Below are 26,291 nucleotides of genomic sequence, written 5' to 3'. Positions count from 1 at the left end.
CACGTCAGCCTAAGCGGTGCCGGCCTGCAGACACCGTCAGTACATGACCATGTCGGGTTCGAGTTGGTTGGCCCATGCCACGATCCCGCCCTGCAGATGCAAGGCATCGGAGAAGCCGGCCTTCTTCAGCACGGCCAGCATCTCGGCGGAGCGGACGCCGGTCTTGCAGTACAGAACCGGGGTCTTGTCCTGCGGCACGGTGGCCAATCCCTCGCCCGCCTCGATCACCGACTTCGGGATCAGCGAGGCGCCGTCGATGTGGTTGATCTCCCACTCGACGGGCTCGCGGACGTCGATGAGTGCGACCGGCTTGCCCGAATCGAGCAGCTCACGCAGTTCCTTGGGCGTCACCGTCGATCCGGCCGACGCGGCGGCGGCCTCATCCGAGACCACACCGCAGAAGGCTTCGTAGTCGATCAGCTCGGTGATCTTCGGGGTCGCCGGATCCTTGCGGATCTTGATGGTGCGGTAGGTCATGTCGAGCGCGTCGTAGACCATCAGCCTGCCCAGCAGCGGGTCACCGATACCGGTCAGCAGCTTGATGGCCTCGGTGCCCATGATCGAGGCAATCGACGCGCACAGGATGCCGAGCACGCCACCTTCGGCGCAGGAGGGCACCATGCCCGGTGGCGGTGGCTCGGGGTAGAGATCGCGGTAGTTCAGGCCCAGACCGTCGGGGGCGTCCTCCCAGAACACTGACACCTGGCCCTCGAACCGGTAGATCGAACCCCAGACGTAGGGCTTGCCTGCCAGCACGGCGGCGTCGTTGACCAGGTAGCGGGTGGCGAAGTTGTCGGTGCCGTCCAGGATCAGGTCGTACTGGGCGAACAGGTCGACCGCGTTCTCGGGCTCCAGGCGCAGCTCGTGCAGCACGACATTGACCAGGGGGTTGACCTCCAGCACCGAGTCGCGCGCGCTCTGCGCCTTGGACCGGCCGATATCGGACTGGCCGTGGATGATCTGACGCTGCAGGTTCGACTCGTCGACGACGTCGAACTCGACGATGCCGATGGTGCCCACCCCGGCGGCGGCCAGGTAGAGCAGGGTCGGCGATCCCAGCCCGCCGGCGCCGATGACCAATACCTTGGCGTTCTTCAGCCTTTTCTGACCGTCGACCCCCATGTCGGGGATGATCAGATGCCTGCTGTACCGCGCGACTTCCTCGCGGGTCAGTTCGGCGGCCGGCTCCACCAGCGGGGGCAGTGACGTCACCGTGCGCTCCTTGCATTGGACGACGAATTCCTGGCCTCAATCAGACCAGGCACAGCTATCCAACAGCAAAACCGGGCCATCCGTTCCCGGCGTCGGGCGCGGTCAGGCGATCGGGTAGGGCCACGGGTTGAACCGACAGGTGAGCCCGTCGGCCGGAACGGATTGCGGGTCGAACTTGGCACCGTCGTTGTTGCTGGTCGAGAACGTCTGCTGCATCATGATCGGCGCCAGCGCCCCGTTCTCCGGGCACGGTTCGTGCTGGCGATAGCCGATGGCGTGACCGACCTCATGGTTGATGACGTACTGCCGGTAGGAGCCGATATCGCCCTGGAACGAGGTGGCGCCGCGGACCCAGCGGGCCTCGTTGAGGAACACCCGCGCCTGGTCGCCCAGATAGGCCGGGTTGTAGCAGGACGCTTCCAGCGGAATGTCATAGCCGCAGCCCTCGCGGATGGTCAACGGTGAGGTCAGCGAGACGCGGAAATCCGGGGGTCCCTCGGTGTCGTTGTCGACGCGCAGGAAGGCGAACTGCGGGTTGTGGGTCCAGCTCTTCGGGTTGGCCAGGGTCTCGCTGACCATGGTGGCGAAACCCTCGTCGCCGCCGAAGGTGGCGGTGTCCAACCCGTCCTCGACCTCGACGGTGTAGGTGAAGGTGCGTTCGGTTCCCTGCCCGACCTTTGGCGTGGTGCCCGGCACGATATGCCAGGTCTTCGCGCCCGCCTCGGTGAACGGTCCGCCGCCGGGCAGGATGCCGGTCGGCAGGTTCGCGTCGAACTGGGTCAGGCCTTTGGGCGGGGCGCCGACGATCTCGGTGCTCGGCGATTCGACGGGCGCCTGGACCGGACCTTCGGCGTTGACCGGTGTGGGCGCGGGCGGACCGACGATCGTCTGATAGATCACCACGACGGTCACGACGGCAAGGATCGGCAACGCGTAGGCGCGCCAACCATAGGTGGAGACGAATCGGCCCAGCCAGGTCTGCTTACGGAACTGGGCGCGCTCATCGCGATTGGACCGGACCCGGCCGAGGTCCTCGGCCAGCGGGTCCCGCTGGGCGCGCAACGGTTCGCGCCACTGATCGCGGGCGGCGGGCACCCGGTGCGGATCGGTGCGCTGCGCGGCGCTCTCGGGCGGTTCGCGGCGGGGCTGGCCGTGGTTGACGTGGGTGGGCCGGCGGGGCTGTGCGCGCTGCTCACCGCGCGGCGCCGCACGGCCGGCGTTCACAAAACCGGACTCGCTCGGGTCTTGCCCGCCGTCCCGAAATCCCGAGTCGCTGCGCTCTTGCCCGCCGAGGCCACGGTTGCCCCCGCGGCGCCCCGGGTCATAGGTCACCGCACCAGAATGGCATAACCCTGCGCGCATCCCATTCCGGCGCGCCACCGACATGAGCACCACGACGACACCTTCGCCTACGGGCGGTAGTAATGTCGTGGCGATCAGGGGGTGCCGGCTGCTTAGGCGTGAACGCCCGAACGGAACACCCGAACGTACGCAGTGGCCGCGGTACAGATCGAAAGCAGTACCCGCGGTACGGAGTGAAATTGAGGACGTCATGAGCGATCTCGCCAACGCCGCCGGAGCGCGGGGCGCCAAGACGGGGCCCGGTAATCGGCGCGGGAACCGGCTACCCCGCGATGAGCGCCGTGGCCAGTTGCTCATCGCCGCCAGCGAGGTCTTCGTCGACCGCGGTTATCACGCGGCAGGCATGGATGAGATAGCCGAACGTGCTGGGGTCAGCAAACCCGTTCTCTATCAACACTTCTCGTCGAAGCTCGAGCTCTACCTCGCGGTGCTGCAGCGGCACGTCGACAATCTGGTTTCCGGGGTGCGCCAAGCACTGCGCACCACCACCGACAACCGCCAGCGGCTGCGCGCCGCCGTGCAGGCCTTCTTCGAGTTCGTCGAACACGACAGCCAGGGCTATAGGTTGATCTTCGAGAACGACTACGTCACCGAGCCACAGGTCGCCGCACAGGTGAAGGTGGCCACCGAATCCTGCACCGACGCGGTGTTCGACCTGATCAGCCGGGACTCCGGGCTGGAGGCCCACCGCGCCAGGATGATCGCGGTGGGACTGGTGTCGACCAGCGTCGACTGTGCCCGCTACTGGCTCGACAACGACCGGCCGATCTCCAAGGATGCGGCCGTGGAGGGCACGGTGCAGTTCGCCTGGGGCGGACTGTCACACGTGCCGCTCACCAGGTCCTAGTCCTTGAGCGCTTCGGCACCGACGGTGCCGAACCCGACGCGTCGGGCGTCGCTGGGGCCGATCTCGACGTAGGTGATCTTCGCCGACTGCACGAGGTAGCGGCGACCCTTCTCGTCGGTCAATGAGAGCACGGACGAGGACGCGCCCAGCGCGTCGACGATCGCCTTTTCCACCTCGTCGGGTGTCTGCGCGCTGCTGATGACCAGCTCTCGCGGGCTGTCGGCGACCCCGATCTTGATGTCCACGCTTTAGACCCCTTCGGTTGTGTGGCGATGCGTTCAATCAGGCTAGTGGACAGCGCCACGCGGATGGCAGCGAGGCGGGCTGCGACCGTTGCGCCGTGAGCGAATCGTGCTGACCAGACCGACGCCGGACCGTTATCGGACCGAGAGCGAGTCAACATCATCCGTAACTTTTGCACCACTAGCATCGGCCGGGTACGTACCGAAACGATCTGGGAATTACGTGATGAGCAGGCAATACTCACCATATTCGACAACGCGTGACGGATACTCGGGCAATAGCTACCGGTCCGGCCGCGACTCCGGCGTGGGCATCGAGGACGAACCGCGGTTCGGCTCGGACTACCCCACCGATCGGCAGCGCCGGTACGGCGACTCCGGCCCGGCCTACGGCAGGGGCACCTACCGCAGCCCCGATTACGCCGAGGACAGCTACTCCGGCGGCCACTACGAGGCCGACGGCTACGGCGATCCTGACGGTCCTGACGGCTATGGCTCTGACGGCTATGGCCCTGACTGCTATGGCCCTGACGGTTACGACACCGATTACGAATACCCCGCGGACTATCACGAGAAGCTGGACCGTCGCTGGATCTGGGTGGCCGGGGTGGCCGGCGCCATCCTGATGGTCGCCGTCATCTGCACCGGGGTGATCCTCGGCGGCGGCGACAGCGGCACCGTCACGTCCGCCAACTCGGGGGCCACCACATCGGCGGCCCCGGCCGACGACGCCGTCACGACCACGGCCGCGGCGCCGAGCGCCGCTCCGCCGCGCGCAGACACCAACCCCGAACGCGTGACCACCGTGACCCCGACACCGGCGGCCACCGCCACCCCCGAGGTCGTGCCGACACCCGTCGCGCCCGCACCGGCCGCTCCGGCACCGCCCGCACCCCCGGCCGCCGTCGACCCGGCCGCGGCCGCGCGCACCATCACCTACCGCGTGACCGGCAACCGCCAGCTCATCGATCTGGTGACGATCATCTACACCGACCAGCAGGGTGCCCTGCAGACCGATGTGAACGTGGCGCTGCCCTGGACGAAGTCGGTGACCCTGAACCCCGGCGTCACGCTGTCGTCGGTGACCGCCACCAGCGTCGGCGGTCAGCTGAACTGCGCCATCCTCGACGGCAACGGCACCGCGCTGGCTCTGCAGACCAACAACTCGATGATCGCCACCTGCACCAGGTAGCGCCTCAGGCCAGCCCCAGTTCCTGCATCCGGCTGGCGTGGGTGTGCTGCAGCTTGTCGAAGAACTCGGAGAGCTGACCCAACCCGTCGCTGCTGCTGATCACCAGATCGACCAGATCGTCGCGGTCGGCGAGCACGTACTGGGCCTGGGTGATGGCCTCGCCGAGCAGCCGCCGCGACCACAGCGCCAGCCGGTGACGCTGGCGGTCACTTGCCGTGACGGCGGCGCGGACCTCGGCAACCACGAACTGCGAATGTCCGGTCTCGGCGAGCACCGAACGCACCACCTCGGCCGCCTCCGGCGGCAGGGCGTCGGAGATCTGCAGATAGAAGTCGGCAGCCAGCGCGTCCCCGATATAGGTCTTGACCAACGCCTCCAGCCAGGTGCTCGGCGTGGTCAGGCGGTGATAGTTCTCCAATGCGGGGGCGTACTTGGTCATGGCGGGCACGGTGTCCACCCCGCGAGCCGACAACGCCTCGTTCAGCAGCTCGTAGTGCCGCATCTCGGCGGCGGCCATGCTGGCCATGTTGATCCGGCCCGCCAGATTCGGCGCCATCCGCGCCTCCTCGGTCAGCCGATAGAAGGCCGCCACCTCGCCGTAGGCCAGCAGGGCGAACAGCTCGGTGACACCGGGATGATCGGCCGGGACACGGGATACGCCGGCGGCGGCGTCGGACGGCGTCGAGGTCATGGGCCAACCTTAATCGCGCGCCACCGGGCCGATACCTGCAGTCGTGCCGGTCGGTGGGTAATCGGGCGGCCGGAGCCCGGCACCGGCGATATCGGAGAAGCGGTCACCGATCAGGGAGCTGATCCTCCGGCCGACCGGCCCGGCCGACACGGCGGCGACGGCGCGCACCGCGCGAACGCCCAGCCCGGAATGCGGATTGGCCAGCCGCAACATCGATTCGCTGAGCTCCGGAGCGGTGTCGAGGAAAGGCTGCATGGTGCGCCGATAGGCCGCCAGCGCGGCGGCGATATCCGGTGCGACGGCCAGCTCGCCGGCCAACACGTACCCACCGATGAGCGCCAGACTCGTCCCCGCTCCCCCGAAGGTGCCGTTACAGAACGCGGTATCGCCCAACAGGGTGATCCGCCCCCGGCTCCACACCGGCGCCCGCACCTGTCCCACCGCCGAGAAATACATCGGAGCCCCGGCGTCGATATCGGCGAGGATGCGCGGCGCCGCACCCCCGACATCGGCGAAGGTGCGCCGCAGGATGGTCAGCTGACCCTGGCGATCCAGTTCCTCGAAACCCCGCAGGTCGGACATGAAGGTCAGGATGGCCCTGGTGGTTCCCAGATTGTCGGGTCGCAGATGCACCGACCGGCGCCTGGTGGCGTGCTGCCAGTTCCACCACAGATCGTCGTCATCGCGGCGCGGGATGGTGGCGTAGGCGAGGTACATGCCGAGTTCGCCGACGCCGACATCGGTGACGAACCGGCGCGAGCGGGAATGCAGGCCCTCCGCGATCACCAGCAGATCGGACTCCAGCACCGAACCGTCCTGCAACACCGTGCTCACCCCGTCACCGTGGTCGGTGACATCGGCGATCTGGCGGTCGAAGAGGTACTCGGTATCGGGGGTGTGCTCGATCAGGATGCGTGACAGTTCCCCACGCAGGATCTCCAACTCGGCCGTCGGGCCGTCGCTGCTTCCCGGCTCGCCGACCGGGAACGACGCGGCGGGACGCCCGTCGGCGGTGACGAACCGGGTGCCGATCTCACCCGTCCCGGCGGCCCTGACGTCGGATTCGATCCCCATCCTGCGGATCACCTCGCGGGCCGCACCCCGGATGTCGACGTTCTGCCCCTCCTCACGCCGCCGCGGGAACCGCTCGATCACGGTCGTCCGCCACCCCCGCGCATGGAGTTGATGGGCCAGTGCGGGCCCGGCGATACCGGCGCCGGAGATGACGACATGAGGACTCACGACCTGCACAGATGCCCACTACGCGACACCGCGAAACCGCCACAATGCGCGCTATCGAGGCGTGACCGGCTACCATGGGTACTCGGTAGCGATGTCACCGGCACTCCCGGGTGCGCATCACCACCGAAAGAAATGTGCGTGCACGTGGTTCGGCCCGCTGTCCAATTGCTGGGCCCGACGGAGCGGTATCGCCCGCCATCTGGGGATATCCGCCTTTTACTCGTCATCGTCGTGCGCGCGTGGACGCGACGAGGAAAGACAAGCGAAAGGCTGACGGCGGCCCAAGCCGCCGGACCACACTATGACTTCACAGACAGACACGACCGCACAGACAGACACGACCGCACACACGGACACGACCGCACCGGTCGAAGCCCCCAAGACCTCCTTCGCCGACCTGGGCGTTCGCGACGAGATCGTCCGCGCACTGGCCGAGACCGGTAAAGAACACGCTTTCGCGATCCAGGAGCTGACCCTGCCGCTCGCGCTGGCCGGCGACGACCTGATCGGCCAGGCCCGCACCGGTATGGGCAAGACCCTGGCCTTCGGCGTGCCCCTGCTGCACCGCATCAGCAGTGACCAGGGACGCCCGCTCAACGGCACCCCGCGGGCCCTCATCGTGGTTCCCACCCGCGAGCTGTGTCTGCAGGTCTACAGCGATCTGGAGATCGCCTCGAAGTACCTGCGGGCCGTCTCCGAGGACTCCGACCGCAAGTTCGTCGTAACCTCGATCTACGGCGGTCGCCCGTACGAACCGCAGATCGAAGCCCTGCAGAAGGGCGTCGACGTCGTGGTCGGCACCCCGGGACGGCTGCTCGACCTGGCCCAGCAAGGGCATCTGCAGCTCGGCAGCCTGTCGGTGCTGGTGCTCGACGAGGCCGACGAGATGCTCGATCTGGGATTCCTGCCCGATATCGAGCGCATCCTGCGCCTCACCCCCGATGACCGGCAGTCGATGCTGTTCTCGGCGACCATGCCCGGCCCCATCATCACGCTGGCGCGCACCTTCATGAACCAGCCGACCCATATCCGGGCCGAATCGGCGCAGTCCTCGCAGACCCACGACACCACCGAACAGTTCGCCTACCGGGCGCACGCCCTGGACAAGGTGGAGATGGTGGCGCGGATCCTGCAGGCCGAGGGCCGTGGGGCCACCATGATCTTCACCCGCACCAAGCGCACCGCACAGAAGGTCGCCGACGAACTCGGCGAGCGCGGCTTCAAGGTCGGCGCGGTGCACGGCGACCTCGGCCAGATCGCACGGGAGAAGGCGCTCAAGGCTTTCCGCACCGGTGAGGTCGACGTGCTCGTCGCGACGGATGTCGCGGCACGCGGCATCGATATCGACGACATCACCCACGTCATCAACTACCAGATCCCCGAGGACGAGCAGTCCTACGTGCACCGCATCGGCCGCACCGGGCGCGCGGGCAAGACCGGTATCGCGGTCACCCTCGTCGACTGGGACGAGCTGCCGCGCTGGACGATGATCGACAAGGCGTTGGGCCTGAACAACCCCGATCCAGTCGAAACCTATTCCAGCTCAGACCATCTGTACACCGAGCTGAACATCCCGACCGAGGCGACCGGCTCCATCGCCACGGCCCGCAAGCCCAAGACCCGCACCGAAGGTGAGCGCGTCGAGCGCACCGAACGCGCCGAGCGCCCGGCCCGCACCCGCAGCCGACGCCGCACCCGCGGCGGCCAGTCGGCCACCGGACATCCCGAGAACGGCGATGCGGCAACGCCTTCGGAGTCCGGACCGGAGCCCCAGGCCGAATCCGAGGGTGGCGAGGCCACGCCGGCCAAGCGCCGCCGCCGTCGCAGGCCCCGCAAGGCCAGTGCTCCCGCCGCGGCTGAGTGACACCAAGAATCCCCGGGTCGCGGCGCTCCTGCCCGCCGCAGCCGGAACGCCGCACCCGCGGTGATGTGATCGCGGCCGTCGCCATCGCGTGCGCGGTCGCGGTCATCGCGGTGTTGGTCTGGTGGACCAGCGATGCGCGTGCCACGATCAGCCGCCCGGCCGCCGGCCAGGTCACCGCGCCGGCCCCGGCCACCGCCGTGCCGGAGCGGCTGCGGCAGCTGTGGACCGCGGCGAGCCCGGAAACCACACAGCCCCTTGTCGTTTCGGGGGCCGTGGTGACCGGTGACGGTGCCGCGGTGATCGGCCGGGCACCGGACACCGGTGCGCAACTCTGGAGCTACGAGCGCGATCTGCCGTTGTGCGGCGTCACCTCGGTTTATCAGTACGCGGTCGCGGTGTACCCGGATTCACGAGGGTGCGGGCAGGTCAGCACCATCGACGCCGGTACCGGCAAGCGCGGCCCCGCCCGCACCGCCTACGCCGACCCGGAGGTGAAACTGTCCACCGACGGCAACGCGGTGCTGTCCTACGGGGACAGCAGACTGGAACTGTGGCGCTCGGACATGGTGCGCATGCTCAGCTGGGGTGCGCTGGACGCCAGGGTCAAACCCGATGTGCCGGTATCCCCGCTGTGCCGGCTGGTCTCGGCACAGGCGAGTTCCTCGGCGGTCTCGATCATGGAGTCCTGCCCGGAGCAGACCGAGATGCGACTGACGCTGCTGCGGGTGTCCGACGAGGAGGACGTCCCGGACGTCAAATACGAACAGCAACCCGGCGTTTCGGTCGACGCCGACGCCCGGGTGATCGCCGTCTCCGATACCACCACCGCGGTGTACCTTCCCACGCCCCGACCGGTGGTCAACATCGTCGACGACACCGGCACGGTGACGGCCAGCATTCCACTGGACGCCGCCCCGTCGCGCTACGCCACGGCTTCCCGCGCCGGCGATCTGATCACCTGGTGGACCGGTGATTCGGTGCTGGTGTTCCAAGCCGACGGGCTGCGCTACAAGTTCACCGTCTCCCCCGCCGCCGGCGGCGCACCGGTCGGCCCGGGCACGGTGATGGCCGGTGAGCTACTGATACCGGTCACCGACGGGTACGACGTCTTCGACCCCAAGACCGGTACCGGAATTCGTCATATCGACTTTTCCCGTGAGCCCGCCGAGACAGCGGTGGTCCCCGCGACGGCCGGACCGACGCTCGTCGAGCAACGCGGCGACACCGTGGTGGCGCTGGGCTCCTGAGCTCACCCCAAGGGGCAGAACTACACCTCGGGGGTGAAGGTGGCGAGCGTCTCGCCGGACTTCCAGTGCTTCAGCAGGTTCTCGGCCAACTCACGATAGGCGTTGGCGCCCTTGTTCTTTCGTCCCGCCAGCACCGACGAGCCGGAGGCACTGGCCTCGGCGAACCGCACCGTGCGCGGAATGGGCGGCGCCAGGACCGGCAACTCGTAGCGGTCGGCGACATCGAAGAGCACATCGCGGCTGTGGGTGGTACGCGAGTCGTACAGCGTCGGCAGCGCACCGAGCAACGACAGGCCCGGATTGGTGATCTGCTGCACATCGTTGACCGTGCGCAGAAACTGCCCGACCCCACGGTGTGCGAGCGTCTCGCACTGCAGCGGCACGATCGCCTCGTCGGCGGCCGTCAGACCATTGAGGGTCAGCACGCCCAGCGACGGCGGGCAGTCGATGATCACGACGTCGTAGTCGTCGGCCACCTTGTCCAGAGCGCGCTTGAGCGCGTACTCGCGGCCGGCACGCATCAGCAGCATCGCCTCCGCACCCGCGAGGTCGATGTTCGCGGGCAACAGCGCCATCCCCTCGGGGGTCTGCACCAGCGCAGCGCTGGGTTCGACCTCACCGAGCAAGACCTCGTGCACCGATACCGGCAGCGCATCCGGGTCATGGCCGAGGGAGAACGTCAGCGAGCCCTGCGGATCCAGGTCGACGAGCAGCACCCGGCGGCCCTTCTCCGTCAACGCCGCACCCAGCGACGCCACCGTCGTGGTCTTGGCGACCCCACCCTTTTGATTGGCGACCGCCAATACCCGCGTCACACCTCCATCCAAGCACGCGAATGCAACAGATGGCGGTTGCGTGCGGCAGAATCGCGACGGTGAGCGTCCACCAGCATCGGTTGTTTCTGCTGAGGCACGGCGAAACCGAGTGGTCACGCAGTGGTCGACACACCGGGCGCACCGATCTGGAACTGCTCGACGTCGGCCGTGATCAGGCTCGGTTGGCCGCGGCGGCGTTGGCCGAACTGCAGTTGTCCGACCCGGTCGTCATCTCAAGTCCGCGGCGGCGCGCCCTGGAGACCGCCGAACTGGCCGGGCTGACCGTCACCGATGTGTCCGCGGACCTCGCCGAATGGGATTACGGCGATTACGAGGGATTGACCACACCGCAGATCCGCGAGACCGTGCCGGGCTGGACCGTCTGGACGCACGAATGCCCCGGCGGCGAGTCGGCCGCGCAGGTCAGCGCGCGCGCCGACCGCGCCATCGCGGCGGCGTTGGGACATATGCAAACCCACGATGTGGTGTTCGTCGGCCACGGACATTTCTCCCGATCCCTGTTGAGCCGGTGGGTCGAACTACCGGTGTCGGAGGGGGTGCGGTTCTCGATGGCCGCCGCCTCCATCGCGGTGTGCGGTTTCGAGAAGGGTGTCCGTCAGATCAGCGCGCTCGGGCTGACCGGGCACCCCAACCCGTGCCTGCCGCCGCCGACGTGACGCCCTCCTTCGTGCTGTCCGGTCCGGCGGGCACGGTGCTGGCCGAGGGCATCGGCACCGCGTTCGCCGAGGTGGCCGCCGCGCGGGAGGCGCTGCGCACCGGCACCACGCCGATGGTGGTGGGCGCTCTGCCGTTCGACCTCACCCGGCCCGCGGCGCTGCATGCGCCGGTGACGGTCAGCCGGTTGACTGCGCTGCCGGGCTGGACGCCCGTCGATCCGCCGCGGGTGCGCTCGCGGGAGACCCTGCCCGCGGGTTCCGAGCACCGCGCCAGGGTCGCCGAGGCGGTGCGCCGGTTACGTGCTCCCGGGTCGGCGTTGCAGAAGGTCGTGCTGGCCCGCGCGCTGCGGCTGATGGCCGAGTCGCCGTGGGAGGCCCGATCGATACTGCTGCGGCTGGCCGCCGCCGATCCGATGGCCACCGTCTATCTGGCCGACCTGGCGCCGGCAACCCAAGGTGTGCTGGTGGGAGCGAGTCCGGAACTGCTGGTCGCCCGCTCCGGGGATACCGTGACCTGCCAGCCGTTCGCCGGGTCGGCACCGCGCTCGGCCGATCCGGAGATCGACGCGCGCAATGCCGCGGCGCTGGCGGCCTCGGCCAAGAACCGACACGAGCACGCTCTGGTGGTCGACATGATGCGCGCGGCGCTGGACCCGCTGTGCGCGGATCTGGACATCGCCGACGAACCGCAACTGCACGGCACCGATGCACTGTGGCACCTGAGCACCCCGATCCGCGGCAGGCTGCGCTCGGCGGCGACCAGCGCCATGGATCTGGCGTTGGCGCTGCACCCGACGCCCGCGGTGGGCGGTGTGCCGACGGGTCTGGCCTCGGCGCTGATCAATGAACTGGAGGGTGACCGCGGGTTCTATGCCGGCGCCGTGGGCTGGTGTGATGCCTCCGGTGACGGCCGCTGGGTGGTGTCGATCCGGTGTGCGGTGTTGGCCGAGGACGGGATTAGCGCACTGGCGCATGCCGGTGGCGGCATCGTCGCGGAGTCCGATCCCGATGACGAGGTCGACGAGACCACGACGAAGTTCCGCACGATCCTGACAGGACTGGGGGTTACACCGTGAGCAACGCTGCCAGCCAAGTGGTCCGGCGGGCGCGCCCTGGCGACGAGGCCGAGATCGTGGCGATGATCCGCGAACTGGCCGAGTTCGAGAACGCCGCCGACGAGTGCGTGGTCACCGAAACCCAGCTGCGCACGGCGCTTTTCGGCGACCAGGCGACGGCACACGCGCATATCGTCGAAATCGACGGACAGGCCGCGGCGACAGCGGTCTGGTTCCTGAACTTCTCGACGTGGGACGGGGTGTCCGGGATCTACTTGGAAGATCTGTTCGTGCGCCCGGCATTTCGCAGGCGCGGCCTTGCCCGCACACTGCTCGCCACCTTGGCCGCCGAATGCCGCACGCACGGCTACACCCGGCTGAGCTGGGCGGTGCTGAACTGGAACGTCGACGCGATCGCGCTGTATGACGCCGTCGGCGGAGCACCCCAGACGGAGTGGACCACCTATCGTGTCTCCGGCCCACAGCTGGCGGAACTGGCGAGCGAATCCGATCGGCGGGTCTAGTCCCGGCCGGCCATCCACTGCACCGAGGACGGGCTGAACAACATCGCCAGCGCCGAGAGCGCCAGCAGACCGACCAGGACGCCGTACACCACGTGGTGGCTGGTGATCACATACCAGGCGATGGGAAGCAGGAGCAGGTTCGTCGGCACCGCGATTCCGCGGCCCCAGCGTCGACCGGTCACCAGTGCCCACCCGCCGGTCAGCACGCCGGCTCCGATCAGGATGAACCACACCGCGGTGCCGTAACCGTTGACGATGTGCTGGTCAGCTCCGGCGAAGGCCCGCACCAGCAGCACCGCGGCCATCACGAGCGCCGCGACGCCTTGCGCCGCCACCAGATAACCGGCGTAGCGGACGATCGGTGGCTGCGTCACGACAACCGGCCCGCCAGATGCGCCACCGCGAACACATAGCCGCGCGGCCCGGCACCGGCGATCACCACCTCGGCCACCGCCGAGACATAGGAATGATGCCGGAATGCCTCCCGGCGGTGGATATTGCTCAGATGCACCTCGACGACCGGCAGATCGACACCGGTCAGGGCGTCGGCGATGGCCACCGAGGTGTGGCTGTAGGCACCCGGGTTGATGATGATGCCTGCGCAATCGGCGCGCGCGGCATGAATGGCGTCGATCAGCACACCCTCGTGATTGCTCTGTACCGCGCGAACCTGCAGGCCGTGCTCGGCGGCGGCCTCGCTGACCTGCTGCTCGATCTGCGCGAGCGTGGTGGACCCGTAGATCTCCGGCTGCCTGGTGCCCAACAGATTCAGGTTGGGCCCGTTCACGAGGAGCAGTTGGCGTGCGGTCACGTCAGTACGGTACCTGCCCCACGCATGTCGCCATCGGAAACGTATCGGTGTCGGCATGCGTGATTTACACGGCCGTCCGCACCACACAACATGGGATCCCGACAGCCAGGAAGGGCGGTTGAGCATGACGATCAGCGTGGCCGAACGGGCGGCTCTACGATCCGCGGTCCGCGACCTGCTGCAGGAGAAGTGTTCCGAGCAGGACGTGCGCGCGGCCATGGCGTCCGAGGATGGCTTCGACCGGGAGCTGTGGCGTCGGCTGGCCGAGCAGGGCGTGCTCGGCATGCTTGTCGACGACGAGCACGGCGGCCTCGGCTTCGGACCGCTGGAACTGGAGGCCGTCGCCGAGGAGACGGGCGCCGCGCTGCTGCCCGCCCCGTTCATCTCCAGCGCGGTGCTGACCGTCGCGCTGATCCAGGCGGCCGGTACCGAAGAGGACAAGCGCAGGCTCCTGCCGGGCCTTGCCGACGGCAGCTCGATCGGCACCGTCGCGGTGACCGGCGCCCGCGGGACCTGGACCCCGGCCGGTGTCGATATCAACGCCGGCGCCGACGGCACCCTGACCGGTTCGGCGCACTTCGTCACCCACGGACAGCTCGCCGATGTGATCCTGGTGGTCGCGCAGAGCACCGACGGACCCGCCATCTTCCAGGTCGACGTCGATGCGCCCGGGTTCCGGCGCTCGCCCGCTTCGGTTTTCGACCCGACCGTGCCGCTGTCGACCTACACCTTCGCCGACACCCCGACCCGCCGCCTGGGTAGCGCGGGGTGGGACGGCGTGCAGCAGGCCCTCGACCTCGCCGTCGTCGCCCTGGCCGGTGAACAGGCCGGCGGCACGCGCCGCATCTTCGACATCACCGTCGATTACCTCAAGACCCGCTTCCAGTTCGGCCGGGCGATCGGCAGCTTCCAGGCGCTCAAGCACATGGCCGCCGATCTGCTCCTGGAGGTCGAATCCACCACCTCGGCAGCCCAGAACGCCGCAGCGAAGTTCGGGGACGAGCAGGCCCGCGCCGGCGCGGTCACACTGGCCGGGTTCGCCTGTGCCGAGGCGTACGTGAGCACCGCGATGCAGGCCGTCCAGATGCACGGCGGCATCGGCTTCACCTGGGAGCACCCCTGCCATCTCTACGTCCGCCGGGCCCGTAGCGGCCTGCAACTGTTCGGCGACTCGGCATCGCACCGCGAACGCTACCTGGCCTCGAAAGGCGCATGAGTCATGAGCGAGATCAATCTGCCCAGCGCCGAGGAACTCCGGGCCGAGGTCCGCGGCTGGCTCGCCGACAACTGGACCGGCGTGACCCTGCCCAAGTCCGCCGACCCGTGGGTCAGCTCCCCCGAGCGGGTCTCCTGGCTGGAGAAGGTCGTCGCGGCCGGCTACGGCGCCCCGACCTACCCGAACCAGTGGTACGGCCGGGACTATCCGAACACGCTGGCCAAGGTGATCGCCGAGGAGTTCCGCGCGGTCGGCGCCCCCGGCGCCTGCCAGGACAGGTTCAGCATCCCGGCCAACACAACGCTGGCGTTCGGCACCGAGGCGCTCAAATCCGATCTGCTGCACGAGTTCCTGACCGAGAAGTCACGCACCTGCCTGCTCTACAGCGAGCCAGGCGCCGGGTCCGATCTCGCCGGTGTGCGCACCACCGCGGTCCTCGATGGCGACCACTGGATCATCAACGGCCAGAAGGTGTGGACCTCGGGCGCCAAGACCTCCGAGTACGCCCTGCTGATCGCGCGTACCGACTGGGATGTACCCAAGCACAAGGGCATCACCTTCTTCATCGTGCCGATGAAACAGCCGGGCATCGAGGTCCGGCCGCTGGTGCAGATCACCGGCGACGCGCATTTCAACGAGGTGTTCATCACCGACGCCACGGTGCCCGACGCCTATGTCGTCGGCGGCGTCGGTAACGGCTGGCGGGTGTTGCAGACCGCGCTGGCCGTCGAGCGCGCCATCATGGGTTCCGGAACCAGCCTGCACCGCAAGCAGTCCCGCGAGAACAGCCTTGTCGAGATGGCCCGCGCCCACGGCAAGCTGGACGACGCCGCGATCCGCAGGTCGTTGGCCGAGGTGCTCGCACTGCGAGAACTGAACAACCTCAACAACGCACGCGCCAAGGCCGAGGCCAAGCAGGGCACCGCCAGCCCGGTGATGTCGCTGGGCAAGCTGGCGACATCACGCATCCTGCACGCCGAGGCCCGGCTGAAGACCGACCTCATCGGCGCCGACGCGCTGCTGGCCGGACCGGACAACGCCGAGGCCGACGAGGTGAACTTCCTGAGTCTCAACGCGTTCTTCACCTCGATCGGCGGCGGCACCGACCAAATCCAGCGCAACATCATCGGTGAGCGGGTGCTCGGGCTGCCCAAGGAGCCCGAGGTCGATCGCGAAATCCCGTTCCGCGAGATCCGGAAGAACTAGCGCAACCATGGGCAGCCAGAACGAATACGACCCACCGCTTTCCGGTGTACGGATCCTGGATCTGAGCACCGGCCCGATGACCGCTGTCGGCCGCCTGCTGGCCGACCTTGGTGCACAGGTGACCGTGGTGCGGCTCGCCGGTGTCAATGACAACACCGGCACACCGGATGACAACACCGGCACACCGGACGACGACACCGATGTGCTCGACACCGCCATCAATCGGCGCGCCATGCCCCGTGTCGACGCCGATGCCCGGCACTGGCCGGACCTGATCGCGGGCGCGGATATTCTCGTCGAGAACACCCGCCCCGGATCGGAAAGCGAAGCAAGGCTGGATGTTCGGCGGATCCGCGTCGAACATCCGGGGCTGGTCGTGCTGTCCATCAGCGATTTCGGCCGGGACAACGAATTCCGCGAGTGGCAGGCCACCACACCGGTGCTGCACGCGCTGAGCAGTGAGCTGACCCGGTCCGGCATCCCGGGCCAGGTCCCGCTGATACCGCCGGCCCGGCAGTTGCCCTACCACGTGGCGGCGGCACAGGCCGCGGTGCTGGTGCTCAGCCTCTACCTGGACAAATTACGCACCGGTGCAGGCGATCTCATCGACTTCTCGGTACTCGACGGGGCGATGCAGACCCTCGATCCGCCCTATGGCAGCGCCGGCACCGCCTCGGCCGGTGTCGCCGTCAGCAAGCAGGAGCGCAACTGGATCGCCGAGCAGTTGCGTTACCCGATCCTCAAGTGCGCGGACGGCTACATCCGGATCTGTCTGCTGGCAAAACGCCAGTGGCACGGCATGTTCGAGTGGCTGGGCCGTCCCGCTGAGTTCGCCGACCCCAAGTACGACAAGCTGCGGGAGCGCTTCATGTCCCCGACGCTGATGCCGGCGATCGCCACGTTCTTCCGGGACAAGACCCGGGCCGAACTGGAATCGGCGGCCCAGCGGTACCGGGTGCCCGCCGCCGCGGTGCTCACCCTTTCCGAGGCATTGTGCACCGATCAGATCCGGCAGCGCGGCTTCCTGCGCGAGGTCGAGCTCGCGCCCGGCCTGACGGTCCCGGTCCCGGTCGGGGTGGCCGAGATCGACGGGCACCGGGCCAGCACGCTCACCGATTCCGTTGCCCCGCAGCACCGCCTGGAGTCGGCGCCCATACTGGCCGGCCGGCCCCGTCGCAACGAGGGGCTTCCGCTGGAGGGCCTTCGGGTACTGGATCTCGGCGTGATCGTGGTCGGCAGTGATACCGGACGGTTGTTCGGTGACCTGGGAGCCGATGTGGTCAAGATCGAGAACACGGCATTCCCGGACGGCCTGCGCGGCAACCTGACCTCGGTGTCGCAGACCTACGCCGCCGGGCAGCGCAACAAGCGCTCCATCGGTATCGACCTGCGCTCGGACGAGGGGCGCGCCCTGGCGCACCGGTTGGCCGCCGAGGCCGATCTGGTGCTCACCAACTTCAAGCCAGGGGTGGCCGCCACCCTGGGCGTGGACCACGACACCCTCAAGGCCGTGAACCCCGGCATCGTCGTGGTGGACAGTTCCGCGTTCGGCCCGACAGGTCCGTGGGCCACCCGGATGGGTTACGGCCCGCTGGTGCGCGCCGCCGCGGGTTTCACCGACATGTGGGTCTACCCCGAGGACCCGGAGAAGCCCGCCAAGCGCAGGGCCTTCTGCGACACCGTGACCGTCTACCCCGACCACGTGTCGGCCCGCATCGGTGTGCTGGCCGCGCTGGCACTGCTGTTGCGCCGCGAACGCACCGGTGCCGGCGGTTCGGTCAGCATCGCGCAGTCGGAGGTGATGCTCAGCCATCTGGCCGCCGAGATCGCCGAGCAGTCGGCCGGTGCCACGTCGGCGTTCGAGCGGGACGCGCCCTGGGGCGTGTTCGAATCCGCCGGCGACGATCAGTGGGTCGCGGTGACCGTGCGCGGCGACGCCGACTGGCGGGCGCTGTGCGCGGCGATCGGGCGCGCCGATTTGGCCGCCGACCCGCACCTGAGCACCCGGGCCGGCCGGGTGGCCGAGCGGGCCCGCGTCGAGGATGCCGTGCGCGCCTGGACCGCCGGGCGCTCCCCCACCGAGGCGATGACGACGCTGCAGCGCGCCGGGGTGCCCGCCGGGGCGGCACTGCGGGCCGCCGAGCTGCTCGACTGGGACTACTACGTGGCCCGTCGCGCGTTCCGCGAGGAGCTGCACCCGTTGTGGACGACGCCGTTCGTGATGGAGAACGTCGTGATCCATTCCGAGCGGATCGCCGATCCGCCGCTGCGACAGGCACCGTTGCTCGGCGAGCAGACCCGTGAGATCGCGGCCGACCTGCTCGGCCTCGATGACGAGCAGATCGACGATCTCCTGCGAAGCGGCGTCCTGGAGTCGATTCAACCGGCCGAGATCGACGGTGTCGGCGTCTAGGATCGAGCGACCCCCTCAGCCGTCCCGGAGTGCCGCATGCAAGTCGACTTCACCAGGCTCCGCTACTTCGTCGCGGTAGCCGAAGAGTTGCACTTCAAGCGCGCCGCCGATCGGTTGATGATCACCCCGCCCCCGCTGAGCAAGCAGATCAAACTTCTCGAGCGTGAGCTCGGCGGGCCGCTGTTCGAACGGCAGTATCACCGCGTGGAGTTGACCGCACTGGGGGCGCAACTGCTCGAACCGGCCCGCGAGATCCTGCGCCGGGTCGAGGACCTGAAGGTGATCGCCACGCGAATCACCAAGGCCGGCAGGACTGTTCGAGTCGGTGCCACGGCGTACGCGCCGTCGGATTTCCTGGCCAGACTCGAGACGGCGGTGGCCGAGCTGCCCGTGCCTGCCGAGTTCGGTCTGCCCGGTTCGGCCGCCGAGGTCACCGCGAAGCTGGTCTCCGGGCATCTGGACATCGGGTTGATCCATCTGCCGTCCGCCGACAAGCGACTACGCCATCGTGTGGTGGCAACCTATCCCGGTGCGATAGCCGTGCGCTTCGACGATCCGCTGGCAGGCTCGGACAGCGTGCGGATCGAACAGCTTCGCGAACGTGATGTGGTGATCGATTTCGCCAGACCCAATCCGGTGGTCCTGGCCGGCCTGGCCCGCGGTCTGGCCACCCGCGGGGTCACCCGCATCGTCCGCGCGACAAAGGATCTCGGCGGCGAGCTGGAGATGGCAACACAGGTTTTCAACCGGCACCTGGTGGCCCTGGTGACCTATGCGCCGAACTCGGCGATCGGCCGGATCTTCTCTCCGCCGGAGTTCGAACTGATCCCGATCGACGAAAGCACCTGGGCCCCGGCCCAGATCGCGCTGGCCTGGGTACCCGATCCGGCCGATGATTCCGGCATGATCGATTCGCTGGTCGAACGGATCGCCGACCGTGTCCGGTGATTGCCCGTGCGGATCGGCGCTCACCTATGCCCGGTGCTGTGGCCCACTGCACGACGGGGCCGCACCCGCGGTGACCGCGTTGGCACTGATGCGTTCGCGGTTCAGCGCCTTCGCCCTCGGCCACACCGGTTATCTGCTGCGGTCGTGGCATCCGCGCACCCGGCCAGCTGAACTCGACATCGACGACACCCTCATCTGGCGGCGACTGCAGATCGTGGACACCGAGGCCGGCGGAGCCGACGACGACGCGGGCATCGTGGAGTTCCGCGCCCAGTACGAACAGCACGGCCGGCGCCATATCCTGCATGAACGCAGCCGCTTCACCCGCGCCGGCGACGGCACCTGGCGCTATCTGGACGGTGCGATCTCCTAGACTGAGCCGATGCGTGCTGTGCTGATGGCGGGGGTGCTGGCCACTGCCCTTGTCCTTGCACCGGTTGCCCGCGCCGATCCCGCCGAACAGCCGGACCGGCCGCTGACCGCATTCGACATCTCCGATCCGGCGATAGGCAACCTGGATCCGGCGCTGCGCACGGCCGTGCAGAACGCCACCACGGCGGCCGCGGCGCAGGGCATCAGCGTCACCGTCAACTCGGGCTGGCGCAGTCCGCAGTTCCAGCGCCAACTCCTCGAGGACGCCATCGTCACCTACGGCAGCTTCGCGGCCGCCCGCCAGTACGTTCAGCTGCCCGAGCAGTCCCGTCACGTCGTCGGGACAGCCGTCGACATCGGTGGACCCGATGCCGCGCAGTGGATGATCGCCAACGGACCACGCTTCGGGCTGTGCCAGATCTATGCCAACGAGACATGGCATTTCGAGCTGGCGGCCGATGCCAACGGCGTCTGCCCACCGTTGTTGCCCACCGCCGCCGGCTGAACTCCGCTGCCCGCCAACACGATCGCCGCTGCCGGCGTTCACCGAACGGTCATGCAGCCGAGCCGAACCGGCCGTCGCCTGTTGTCATGGGTGGCCACCGGGCCCCGGACACATGGTTAGGCTGGTACCCCGTGCGTGCCGTGCTGATCGTCAACCCGAATGCGACCTCGACGACCCCGGCGGGTCGTGATCTGTTGGCCCACGCATTGGAGAGCCGGGTGGATCTGACCGTGATCCACACCGATCATCGCGGTCACGCCGTGGAGATCGGTGCGCAAGCCGCCGACGACGGCACCGATGTGCTGATCGTGCACGGCGGAGACGGCACGGTGAACGAAGTGGTCAACGGCGTGCTGCAGGCGGGCGGAACCGGCGAACACACCCCGGCCGTCGGCGTGGTGCCCGGCGGTTCGGCCAACGTCTTCGCGAGGTCCCTCGGCATCAGCCCCGACCCGATCGAGGCCACCAATCAGCTGGTCGACCTGCTCGGTGAGCGTCGTCGAGGCATGCCGTGGCGCCGTATCGGTTTGATGGACTGCGGGGAACGCTGGGGCGTGTTCACCGCGGGTATGGGGGTCGACGGTGATGTCGTGGCGGCGGTGGAGGCCCAGCGCGCCCGCGGGCGGAAGGTGACCGCCTCGCGCTATATCAGGGTCGCCATCAGGGAGATGCTGGCAAGTGCGCGGCGGGAGCCGCTGCTGACGCTGGAACTGCCCGACCGGGAGCCGCAGACGGGGGTGCACTTCGCATTCGTGTCCAACTCCAGTCCGTGGACCTACGCCAACACCCGCCCGGTGTGGACGAACCCGGACACCACCTTCGACACCGGGCTGGGAGTGTTCGCGATCACCAGCATGAGCATCTGGCGAAATCTCGGCCTGGTGCGCCGGATGTTGTCGTCGAAACCCGATATCACCGCCGGCCATCTCATCCGCGATGACGACCTGCCGTGGCTTCGGGTGAGCAGTGACACACCGGTCGCCTGCCAGATAGACGGCGATTACATCGGGTTACGTCAGGCGATGACCTTTACCTCGGTACCGAACGCCATCGGGGTCGTCGCCCCCGCTCCGTGATCCGGCCTACACCGCCGTGACCTGCTAGTTTGCTGTGAGCGGCAGATATTTAGAGCGCAAGTGAGCCCAGTGTAGTACAAACGGATGAGTGGACCGGTAACCCGGTAGCGCAGTGACATTGCCCACGTGTTAACGCAGTTCTATTGACATCTGTTCAGCCTGTGAAAGCATCGGATGCAACAGTGCAGAAACATTTCGTGTGCACCCGTTAACAGCCGAAGAAAAGCTAGTGCGTTTTTGTGCGCACAGGCGAAAACTGACTAGGAGTTGGAAGCTATGGATTGGCGTCACAAGGCGGTCTGTCGCGACGAGGATCCGGAACTGTTCTTCCCCGTGGGGAACAGCGGCCCGGCCCTCGCCCAGATCGCTGATGCGAAGCTCGTCTGCAACCGTTGCCCGGTGACCACCGAGTGCCTGAGCTGGGCGCTTGAGTCCGGCCAGGATGCCGGCGTCTGGGGCGGGATGAGCGAGGACGAGCGTCGCGCTCTCAAGCGTCGCAACGCGCGGACGAAGGCCCGCAGCAGCGTCTAGTCAGAACCGACAACGACTGCGGCCCCGACAACACTGTCGGGGCCGCAGTCGTTTCAGGGCCGAAAGTCTGTGTGCCTCATCACAATAGGCTTACAGCCCAGGTAGGTAGCGGGCGTTCAGATCGGCATTCGCCGGTGCCTGCCGATGGGCACCCGCAGGACCACATCGGTGCCACCGCTGGCGACATCGTGCATGCCGAGTGAGCCATCCAGTTCGGCCGAGACCAGCGTGCGCACGATCTGCAGGCCCAGTCGGTCGGACTTCTCCAGGCTGAATCCCTCGGGCAGGCCGCGGCCGTCGTCGTGCACCACGACATCGAGCCACCGCGCGGAACGCTCGGCGCGGATGGTCACCGACCCCTTGGACACGTCACCGTCGAAGGCGTGCTCGAGCGCGTTCTGCACCAGCTCGGTGATCACCATGATGAGCGCGGTGGCCCGGTCGGCGTCCAGCACGCCCAGGTCGCCCTCGCGGGTGATCCGGATCGGGGTGTCCACCGATGCGACATCGTTCATGATCGGGACGATCCGGTCGACCACCTCGTCGAGGTTGACCTCCTCGTCCACCGACATCGAGAGTGCGTCGTGTACCAGCGCGATCGAGGACACCCGGCGCACCGATTCGATCAGCGCCTCGCGACCCTCGGCGTTGTTGGTCCGCCGCGCCTGCAAGCGCAACAGGGCCGCGACGGTCTGCAGGTTGTTCTTCACCCGGTGGTGGATCTCGCGGATGGTCGCATCCTTGGACAGCAGCGCGCGGTCACGGCGCTTGATCTCGGTGACATCGCGGATGAGCACGGCGGCGCCGGCGGGCTCCCCGCTGGCCAGCAGCGGGATGGTGCGCAGCAGCACGGCCGCGCCACCGGCATCCAGTTCCATCCGGGTGCTGGCCCCGCCGGCCACCGAGATGCGCACGTGGTTGGCAAGTTCCTGGACCTCGAACGGATCCGACATCAACGGCCGGGTCACGCCGATCAGATTGTGACCCTCCAGTTCGGCATTCAAGCCCATCCGGTGATACGCCGAGAGCGCATTGGGGCTGGCGAAGGTCACATCGCCGTGGACGTCAAGGCGGATGAACCCGTCACCCACGCGCGGGCTGGACCGCGACATCGCGGCGTCACCGACATTGGGGAAGGTGCCCTCGCTGAGCATCAGGACGAGGTCCCGCGCGCAGTCCAGATAGGCCCGTTCCAGCGGACTGGTCGTGCGCCGGTCAGCAAGGGCGGTCTGATGCGTCAATACCGCGACCACCCGGTCGCCGTGACGCACCGGCACCGCCTCGACGTTCAGCCACTGACCGTCCCCGGTTTCCGACCGCCCGACATCACTTTCCCTGCCGATCGCCCCCGAGGAGAACGCCGCACCCACCACCGGCATGTCGGTGGCATTGGACAGGGTTCCCACCGCATCGGCGAGCAGGACCGTCGGTGCGGTGTTGGGGCGCACCTGGGCGACACAGACCAGCACGTCCTCGTCGCTGCGCACCCACATCAAGTAGTCGGCGAAGGACAGATCGGCCAACAACTGCCACTCGCCCACCACGGCGTGCAGGTGGTCGACGGCATTACCCGGTAGGACCGTGTGCTCGGCGAGCAGATCACCGAGGGTCGACATGAGCCGGGTCGCCTTCGGGGCTAGCTGATCACCGCGATGAGGTCGCCGGCCTGGATGACATCGCCGACGGCAACGCTCACCTCGGTGATGGTGCCCGCGACCTCGGCAAGCACCGGGATCTCCATCTTCATGGACTCCAGCAGCACGAGAGTGTCGCCCGCTTCGATCTGGTCGCCCTTGTTCACCACGACCTCCAGCACACTGGCCACGATCTCGGCGCGAACATCCTCGGCCATCTTCACCCCACTCATCTGCGCTTCTGGCCGGCCACATTCGGCCCACCGGCCTATATCGAACCACAACCCCGGCGGCCCCCACGAACACCAGGTGGACAAAAGCACTCCCGCGGGCATGAGACAATGATCGTCAGTATTCGTCTGACCCGGAGGTTCCATCATGGCCAAGCGTGGCCGTAAGAAGCGCGATCGCAAGCACTCGAAGGCCAACCACGGCCGTCGTCCCAACGCATAACCCCACCGCATAGGCGTACCGCCGCTTATCGCGACGCTGGGAAGCAAACCGCCCGAGCTCCTCGTAGGAGCCCGGGCGGTTTATGTTTGACGCCTCTGACGGGCTGTCAGCCCCGCACGATGGTGGTGCGGCTGATTTCCAGGCGCAACCTGGCGCGCAGACTGTCCGGAGCCTTCTCGCCGCTGCATTTGGTGGCGATCAGCGTCTTGACCCGCTCCTCGACTCCGTACTGACGCAGGCAGGTCGGGCACTCCTCCAGATGCTGGCGCAGCTTGTCGCGGGTCTCGACGGTGCACTCGCCGTCGAGCAGGGTCCACACCTCGGCGATGACCGCCGCACACTCGGGGTGGTCGGGATCGACGGGGCCGATCGGGGGAACCCAGCGTTCCTCATCATGGGTGTCGCTCACGAAGAGACCTCCTCCGGCTCGTCCTGCTGCTGACCTCGTAGGAAGCCACGGTCGCGGGCCACGTCGGCCAGCAGCTCACGCAATTGTTTCCTGCCGCGATGCAGTCGCGACATGACCGTGCCGATCGGCGTGTCCATGATCTCGGCGATCTCCTTGTACGGGAAACCTTCGACATCGGCGTAGTACACCGCCATCCGGAATTCCTCGGGCAGCGCCTGCAGCGCGGCCTTGATCTCGGTATCCGGGAGGGCTTCGAGCGCCTCGACCTCCGCCGATCGCAGGCCCGTCGAGGTGTGCTCGGCGTTCGCGGCCAGCTGCCAGTCGGTGATCTCGTCGGTCGGGTACTCCGCAGGCTGCCGCTGCTTCTTGCGGTAGCTGTTGATGTAGGTGTTGGTCAGGATGCGGTACAGCCACGCCTTGAGGTTCGTGCCCGCCCGGAAGGAACGGAAGCCGGCGTAGGCCTTGACCATCGTCTCCTGCAGCAGGTCCTCGGCATCGGCCGGGTTGCGCGTCATCCGCAGAGCGCCGCCGTAGAGCTGGTCGAGCAACGGGATGGCGTCGCGTTCGAAGCGTGCGGTGAGTTCGGCGTCGGTTTCTTCGGCCGGCGCGGCGGCCACATCGTCGATATCGGTCATTGCGGGAGACACCGTCCCTTCTGTTGCGGCGCCACCGAACCACTCCAGTGCGACCACCGGACGTTCAAGGCAGGCCGTTGGCACCAAAATCCCCTATCTGACGATCCTAAAGGCAATGACCGACACAACCTGGTTCGGGCCGCATCAACTTCAACAACACGGTGTCGTGGCCCGCTCATTCCCGGACGGCCCGGGCGGGGTCACGACCGCTAAGGTCGGTCGGGTGGCACGCGCAGCTACCCCGGCCATCGGGGTCCTAGTCGACGATGGCGCCGCTCACGAGATCCTGCGGTATCAGCACGATCCGCGCGCCGAGTCCTTCGGTGACGAGGCGGTCGCCGCGCTGGCCGCCGCGCACGGGCTGGCCCCGGAACAGATCTTCAAGACACTGGTGCTCGCCGTCCCCGGCGGTTTGGCGGTCGCCGTGCTGCCGGTTCCCGCCAAGCTCTCGCTCAAGGCCGCCGCTGCCGCGTTGGGCACACCGAAGGCCGCGATGGCCGATAAGGCCGCCGCCGAGCGGGCCACCGGCTACGTCCTCGGTGGGATCTCGCCGTTGGGCCAGCGCAAGGTATTGCCGACGGTAGTGGACTCCTCGGCGCTGAACTGGGATCGGGTGCTGTGCAGCGCGGGCAAGCGGGGCTGGGATGTCGCGCTGGCCCCCGGCGACCTGGTCCGCCTCACCGGTGCGCGCACCGCCGACATCCTGGCGTCGTGATCGCCGGGCGCGAACCAGGGCCATGATGGAGTCATGTCCGACACCATCACCGTCACCCACGCATCTGAGCGCACCCGCTTCGAGATCCACCAAGGCCAGGATCTGGCGGGTTTCGCCGAATACCGCGATCATGGTGGGCAGCGGATCTTCCACCACACCGAGATCGGCGAGCAGTACGGCGGAAAGGGACTGGGCAGCAAGCTGATTCGCGGCGCACTGACCGATACCGTCGCCGCAGGCATGCGCATCGTGCCGGTGTGCTCGTTCGTGGCGAAGTTCCTGGACACCCACGACGACTTCGCCGGCTCCGTCGACGAGGTGACGCCAGAGATCCGCGCACTGCTCGACTGACCGCGCCGGGCCGCGGGATCGTGGGCGCCCCCGCGCTCCCGCAGAC

30 protein-coding genes are annotated in these 26,291 nt (G+C 67.9%); 18 read left to right on the top strand and 12 right to left on the bottom strand.

Annotation, left to right across the window (positions count from 1 at the left end; translation table 11 throughout):
- Positions 1–36 precede the first annotated feature (36 nt).
- Together moeZ and FBY28_RS20570 are read right to left on the bottom strand one after the other, a co-directional pair.
- Entirely contained in the window at positions 37–1,212 is a 1,176-nt protein-coding gene (gene moeZ, locus FBY28_RS20575) for an adenylyltransferase/sulfurtransferase MoeZ (protein ID WP_141869136.1), read from the bottom strand.
- 102 nt (positions 1,213–1,314) lie between these two features.
- Positions 1,315–2,544, bottom strand: coding sequence for a DUF3152 domain-containing protein (locus FBY28_RS20570; protein WP_286178308.1), 1,230 nt, complete (start codon positions 2,542–2,544; stop codon positions 1,315–1,317).
- 220 nt (positions 2,545–2,764) lie between these two features.
- Here FBY28_RS20570 and fasR point away from each other — a divergent pair, with 220 nt between their 5' ends.
- On the top strand, positions 2,765–3,421 hold the full coding sequence (gene fasR / locus FBY28_RS20565; protein WP_019511184.1) for an HTH-type transcriptional activator FasR: 657 nt from the start codon (positions 2,765–2,767) through the stop codon (positions 3,419–3,421).
- Here fasR and FBY28_RS20560 read toward each other — a convergent pair.
- Positions 3,418–3,666, bottom strand: coding sequence for a DUF3107 domain-containing protein (locus FBY28_RS20560; protein WP_019511183.1), 249 nt, complete (start codon positions 3,664–3,666; stop codon positions 3,418–3,420). The two genes, fasR and FBY28_RS20560, sit on opposite strands and share 4 nt — an antisense overlap.
- 223 nt (positions 3,667–3,889) lie before the next feature.
- On the opposite strand from FBY28_RS20560, the gene FBY28_RS20555 reads away from it, so the two are divergent.
- On the top strand, positions 3,890–4,855 hold the full coding sequence (locus FBY28_RS20555) for a hypothetical protein (protein ID WP_216847861.1): 966 nt from the start codon (positions 3,890–3,892) through the stop codon (positions 4,853–4,855).
- Positions 4,856–4,859: 4 nt separating this feature from the next.
- Here FBY28_RS20555 and FBY28_RS20550 read toward each other — a convergent pair whose 3' ends face one another.
- Both FBY28_RS20550 and FBY28_RS20545 read right to left on the bottom strand, forming a co-directional pair.
- Positions 4,860–5,546, bottom strand: coding sequence for a ferritin-like fold-containing protein (locus tag FBY28_RS20550; RefSeq protein ID WP_141869135.1), 687 nt, complete (start codon positions 5,544–5,546; stop codon positions 4,860–4,862).
- Between the two features lie 9 nt (positions 5,547–5,555).
- The gene (locus FBY28_RS20545) at positions 5,556–6,788 is read right to left on the bottom strand and encodes an FAD-dependent monooxygenase (protein WP_141869134.1); all 1,233 of its coding nucleotides are present in this window, start codon (positions 6,786–6,788) and stop codon (positions 5,556–5,558) included.
- A gap of 301 nt (positions 6,789–7,089) precedes the next feature.
- Between FBY28_RS20545 and FBY28_RS20540 the strand changes: the two genes are divergently transcribed.
- Positions 7,090–8,652 carry a DEAD/DEAH box helicase gene (locus tag FBY28_RS20540; RefSeq protein WP_216847860.1) on the top strand — a complete coding sequence of 521 codons (1,563 nt, stop codon included), beginning with the start codon at positions 7,090–7,092 and terminating at the stop codon, positions 8,650–8,652.
- Positions 8,649–9,899 (top strand): PQQ-binding-like beta-propeller repeat protein, encoded by a 1,251-nt coding sequence (locus FBY28_RS20535; protein ID WP_524912028.1) that lies wholly within the window; start codon positions 8,649–8,651, stop codon positions 9,897–9,899. Before FBY28_RS20540 ends, FBY28_RS20535 begins: the two co-directional genes overlap by 4 nt.
- A 20-nt stretch (positions 9,900–9,919) precedes the next feature.
- On the opposite strand, the gene FBY28_RS20530 is transcribed toward FBY28_RS20535, so the two are convergent.
- The gene (locus FBY28_RS20530; RefSeq protein WP_141869132.1) at positions 9,920–10,714 is read right to left on the bottom strand and encodes a ParA family protein; all 795 of its coding nucleotides are present in this window, start codon (positions 10,712–10,714) and stop codon (positions 9,920–9,922) included.
- Positions 10,715–10,773: 59 nt separating this feature from the next.
- Between FBY28_RS20530 and FBY28_RS20525 the strand changes: the two genes are divergently transcribed.
- The 3 genes from FBY28_RS20525 to FBY28_RS20515 are packed head-to-tail and all read left to right on the top strand — an operon-like array spanning position 10,774 to position 12,970.
- Positions 10,774–11,391 (top strand): acid phosphatase, encoded by a 618-nt coding sequence (locus tag FBY28_RS20525; protein ID WP_141869131.1) that lies wholly within the window; start codon positions 10,774–10,776, stop codon positions 11,389–11,391.
- Positions 11,370–12,467: an isochorismate synthase gene (locus FBY28_RS20520; RefSeq protein ID WP_141869130.1), complete on the top strand. Its 1,098-nt coding sequence runs from the start codon at positions 11,370–11,372 to the stop codon at positions 12,465–12,467. Before FBY28_RS20525 ends, FBY28_RS20520 begins: the two co-directional genes overlap by 22 nt.
- A complete protein-coding gene (locus tag FBY28_RS20515; RefSeq protein WP_286178306.1) occupies positions 12,464–12,970 on the top strand; it encodes a GNAT family N-acetyltransferase in 507 nt (168 codons plus the stop codon). The genes FBY28_RS20520 and FBY28_RS20515 overlap by 4 nt, the downstream gene beginning before the upstream one ends.
- Here the strand turns inward: FBY28_RS20515 and FBY28_RS20510 are convergent.
- Both FBY28_RS20510 and aroQ read right to left on the bottom strand, forming a co-directional pair.
- Complete coding sequence (locus tag FBY28_RS20510) at positions 12,967–13,344, bottom strand: hypothetical protein (RefSeq protein WP_019514668.1); 378 nt, start codon at positions 13,342–13,344, stop codon at positions 12,967–12,969. The genes FBY28_RS20515 and FBY28_RS20510 overlap by 4 nt on opposite strands.
- Positions 13,341–13,781, bottom strand: a complete 441-nt coding sequence (gene aroQ / locus FBY28_RS20505) for a type II 3-dehydroquinate dehydratase (protein WP_141869129.1) — start codon at positions 13,779–13,781, stop codon at positions 13,341–13,343. The genes FBY28_RS20510 and aroQ overlap by 4 nt, the downstream gene beginning before the upstream one ends.
- A gap of 124 nt (positions 13,782–13,905) precedes the next feature.
- Between aroQ and FBY28_RS20500 the strand changes: the two genes are divergently transcribed.
- The 8 genes from FBY28_RS20500 to whiB1 all read left to right on the top strand — a co-directional run bounded on the left by FBY28_RS20500 (position 13,906) and on the right by whiB1 (position 22,048).
- Entirely contained in the window at positions 13,906–14,997 is a 1,092-nt protein-coding gene (locus FBY28_RS20500; protein WP_141869128.1) for an acyl-CoA dehydrogenase family protein, read from the top strand.
- A 3-nt stretch (positions 14,998–15,000) separates the two neighbouring features.
- Entirely contained in the window at positions 15,001–16,203 is a 1,203-nt protein-coding gene (locus FBY28_RS20495) for an acyl-CoA dehydrogenase family protein (RefSeq protein ID WP_141869127.1), read from the top strand.
- A gap of 7 nt (positions 16,204–16,210) precedes the next feature.
- Positions 16,211–18,616 carry a CaiB/BaiF CoA-transferase family protein gene (locus FBY28_RS20490; RefSeq protein WP_141869126.1) on the top strand — a complete coding sequence of 802 codons (2,406 nt, stop codon included), beginning with the start codon at positions 16,211–16,213 and terminating at the stop codon, positions 18,614–18,616.
- Positions 18,617–18,652: 36 nt separating this feature from the next.
- The gene (locus FBY28_RS20485; protein ID WP_141869125.1) at positions 18,653–19,564 is read left to right on the top strand and encodes a LysR family transcriptional regulator; all 912 of its coding nucleotides are present in this window, start codon (positions 18,653–18,655) and stop codon (positions 19,562–19,564) included.
- On the top strand, positions 19,554–19,937 hold the full coding sequence (locus FBY28_RS20480; protein WP_141869124.1) for a YchJ family protein: 384 nt from the start codon (positions 19,554–19,556) through the stop codon (positions 19,935–19,937). The genes FBY28_RS20485 and FBY28_RS20480 overlap by 11 nt, the downstream gene beginning before the upstream one ends.
- Before the next feature lie 9 nt (positions 19,938–19,946).
- Positions 19,947–20,441: a M15 family metallopeptidase gene (locus FBY28_RS20475; protein WP_174241690.1), complete on the top strand. Its 495-nt coding sequence runs from the start codon at positions 19,947–19,949 to the stop codon at positions 20,439–20,441.
- 131 nt (positions 20,442–20,572) lie between these two features.
- The gene (locus FBY28_RS20470; RefSeq protein ID WP_141869123.1) at positions 20,573–21,517 is read left to right on the top strand and encodes a diacylglycerol/lipid kinase family protein; all 945 of its coding nucleotides are present in this window, start codon (positions 20,573–20,575) and stop codon (positions 21,515–21,517) included.
- A 276-nt stretch (positions 21,518–21,793) separates the two neighbouring features.
- The gene (whiB1, locus tag FBY28_RS20465) at positions 21,794–22,048 is read left to right on the top strand and encodes a transcriptional regulator WhiB1 (protein WP_019514677.1); all 255 of its coding nucleotides are present in this window, start codon (positions 21,794–21,796) and stop codon (positions 22,046–22,048) included.
- Positions 22,049–22,164: 116 nt separating this feature from the next.
- On the opposite strand, the gene FBY28_RS20460 is transcribed toward whiB1, so the two are convergent.
- Together FBY28_RS20460 and FBY28_RS20455 are read right to left on the bottom strand one after the other, a co-directional pair.
- Positions 22,165–23,664 carry a two-component system sensor histidine kinase PdtaS gene (locus FBY28_RS20460; protein WP_141869122.1) on the bottom strand — a complete coding sequence of 500 codons (1,500 nt, stop codon included), beginning with the start codon at positions 23,662–23,664 and terminating at the stop codon, positions 22,165–22,167.
- A gap of 20 nt (positions 23,665–23,684) precedes the next feature.
- Positions 23,685–23,915 carry a biotin/lipoyl-binding carrier protein gene (locus FBY28_RS20455; protein ID WP_286178303.1) on the bottom strand — a complete coding sequence of 77 codons (231 nt, stop codon included), beginning with the start codon at positions 23,913–23,915 and terminating at the stop codon, positions 23,685–23,687.
- Between the two features lie 145 nt (positions 23,916–24,060).
- Here FBY28_RS20455 and FBY28_RS26485 point away from each other — a divergent pair, with 145 nt between their 5' ends.
- On the top strand, positions 24,061–24,135 hold the full coding sequence (locus FBY28_RS26485) for a 50S ribosomal protein bL37 (protein ID WP_085976028.1): 75 nt from the start codon (positions 24,061–24,063) through the stop codon (positions 24,133–24,135).
- Positions 24,136–24,241: 106 nt separating this feature from the next.
- Here the strand turns inward: FBY28_RS26485 and rsrA are convergent, their stop codons facing one another.
- Complete coding sequence (rsrA, locus tag FBY28_RS20445) at positions 24,242–24,544, bottom strand: mycothiol system anti-sigma-R factor (protein ID WP_141869121.1); 303 nt, start codon at positions 24,542–24,544, stop codon at positions 24,242–24,244.
- Positions 24,541–25,179, bottom strand: a complete 639-nt coding sequence (locus tag FBY28_RS20440; RefSeq protein ID WP_174241689.1) for a sigma-70 family RNA polymerase sigma factor — start codon at positions 25,177–25,179, stop codon at positions 24,541–24,543. The genes rsrA and FBY28_RS20440 overlap by 4 nt, the downstream gene beginning before the upstream one ends.
- A 223-nt stretch (positions 25,180–25,402) precedes the next feature.
- On the opposite strand from FBY28_RS20440, the gene FBY28_RS20435 reads away from it, so the two are divergent.
- Together FBY28_RS20435 and FBY28_RS20430 are read left to right on the top strand one after the other, a co-directional pair.
- The gene (locus tag FBY28_RS20435; RefSeq protein ID WP_141869119.1) at positions 25,403–25,894 is read left to right on the top strand and encodes a YbaK/EbsC family protein; all 492 of its coding nucleotides are present in this window, start codon (positions 25,403–25,405) and stop codon (positions 25,892–25,894) included.
- Positions 25,895–25,927: 33 nt separating this feature from the next.
- Entirely contained in the window at positions 25,928–26,245 is a 318-nt protein-coding gene (locus FBY28_RS20430) for a GNAT family N-acetyltransferase (RefSeq protein ID WP_141869118.1), read from the top strand.
- Positions 26,246–26,291: the final 46 nt, after the last annotated feature.

The organism is Arthrobacter sp. SLBN-53 (assembly GCF_006715585.1).
In the GTDB taxonomy this organism is placed as follows: domain Bacteria; phylum Actinomycetota; class Actinomycetes; order Mycobacteriales; family Mycobacteriaceae; genus Mycobacterium; species Mycobacterium neoaurum_A.
The sequence above is the reverse complement of the archived record's forward strand: the minus strand, read 5'-3'. Positions and strand labels throughout refer to the sequence as shown.

Bases quoted from the DNA above. Each gene is read 5' to 3' on its own strand.
- fasR (WP_019511184.1), top strand. From the start codon at position 2,765: ATGAGCGATCTCGCCAACGCCGCCGGAGCGCGGGGCGCCAAGACGGGG.
- FBY28_RS20555 (WP_216847861.1), top strand. From the start codon at position 3,890: ATGAGCAGGCAATACTCACCATATTCGACAACGCGTGACGGATACTCG.
- whiB1 (WP_019514677.1), top strand. From the start codon at position 21,794: ATGGATTGGCGTCACAAGGCGGTCTGTCGCGACGAGGATCCGGAACTG.
- FBY28_RS20490 (WP_141869126.1), top strand. From the start codon at position 16,211: ATGGGCAGCCAGAACGAATACGACCCACCGCTTTCCGGTGTACGGATC.
- FBY28_RS20495 (WP_141869127.1), top strand. From the start codon at position 15,001: ATGAGCGAGATCAATCTGCCCAGCGCCGAGGAACTCCGGGCCGAGGTC.
- FBY28_RS20500 (WP_141869128.1), top strand. From the start codon at position 13,906: ATGACGATCAGCGTGGCCGAACGGGCGGCTCTACGATCCGCGGTCCGC.
- FBY28_RS20475 (WP_174241690.1), top strand. From the start codon at position 19,947: ATGCGTGCTGTGCTGATGGCGGGGGTGCTGGCCACTGCCCTTGTCCTT.
- FBY28_RS20440 (WP_174241689.1), bottom strand. From the start codon at position 25,179: ATGACCGATATCGACGATGTGGCCGCCGCGCCGGCCGAAGAAACCGAC.
- FBY28_RS20550 (WP_141869135.1), bottom strand. From the start codon at position 5,546: ATGACCTCGACGCCGTCCGACGCCGCCGCCGGCGTATCCCGTGTCCCG.
- FBY28_RS20485 (WP_141869125.1), top strand. From the start codon at position 18,653: ATGCAAGTCGACTTCACCAGGCTCCGCTACTTCGTCGCGGTAGCCGAA.
- FBY28_RS20455 (WP_286178303.1), bottom strand. From the start codon at position 23,915: ATGAGTGGGGTGAAGATGGCCGAGGATGTTCGCGCCGAGATCGTGGCC.
- FBY28_RS20460 (WP_141869122.1), bottom strand. From the start codon at position 23,664: ATGTCGACCCTCGGTGATCTGCTCGCCGAGCACACGGTCCTACCGGGT.
- FBY28_RS20540 (WP_216847860.1), top strand. From the start codon at position 7,090: ATGACTTCACAGACAGACACGACCGCACAGACAGACACGACCGCACAC.
- FBY28_RS20430 (WP_141869118.1), top strand. From the start codon at position 25,928: ATGTCCGACACCATCACCGTCACCCACGCATCTGAGCGCACCCGCTTC.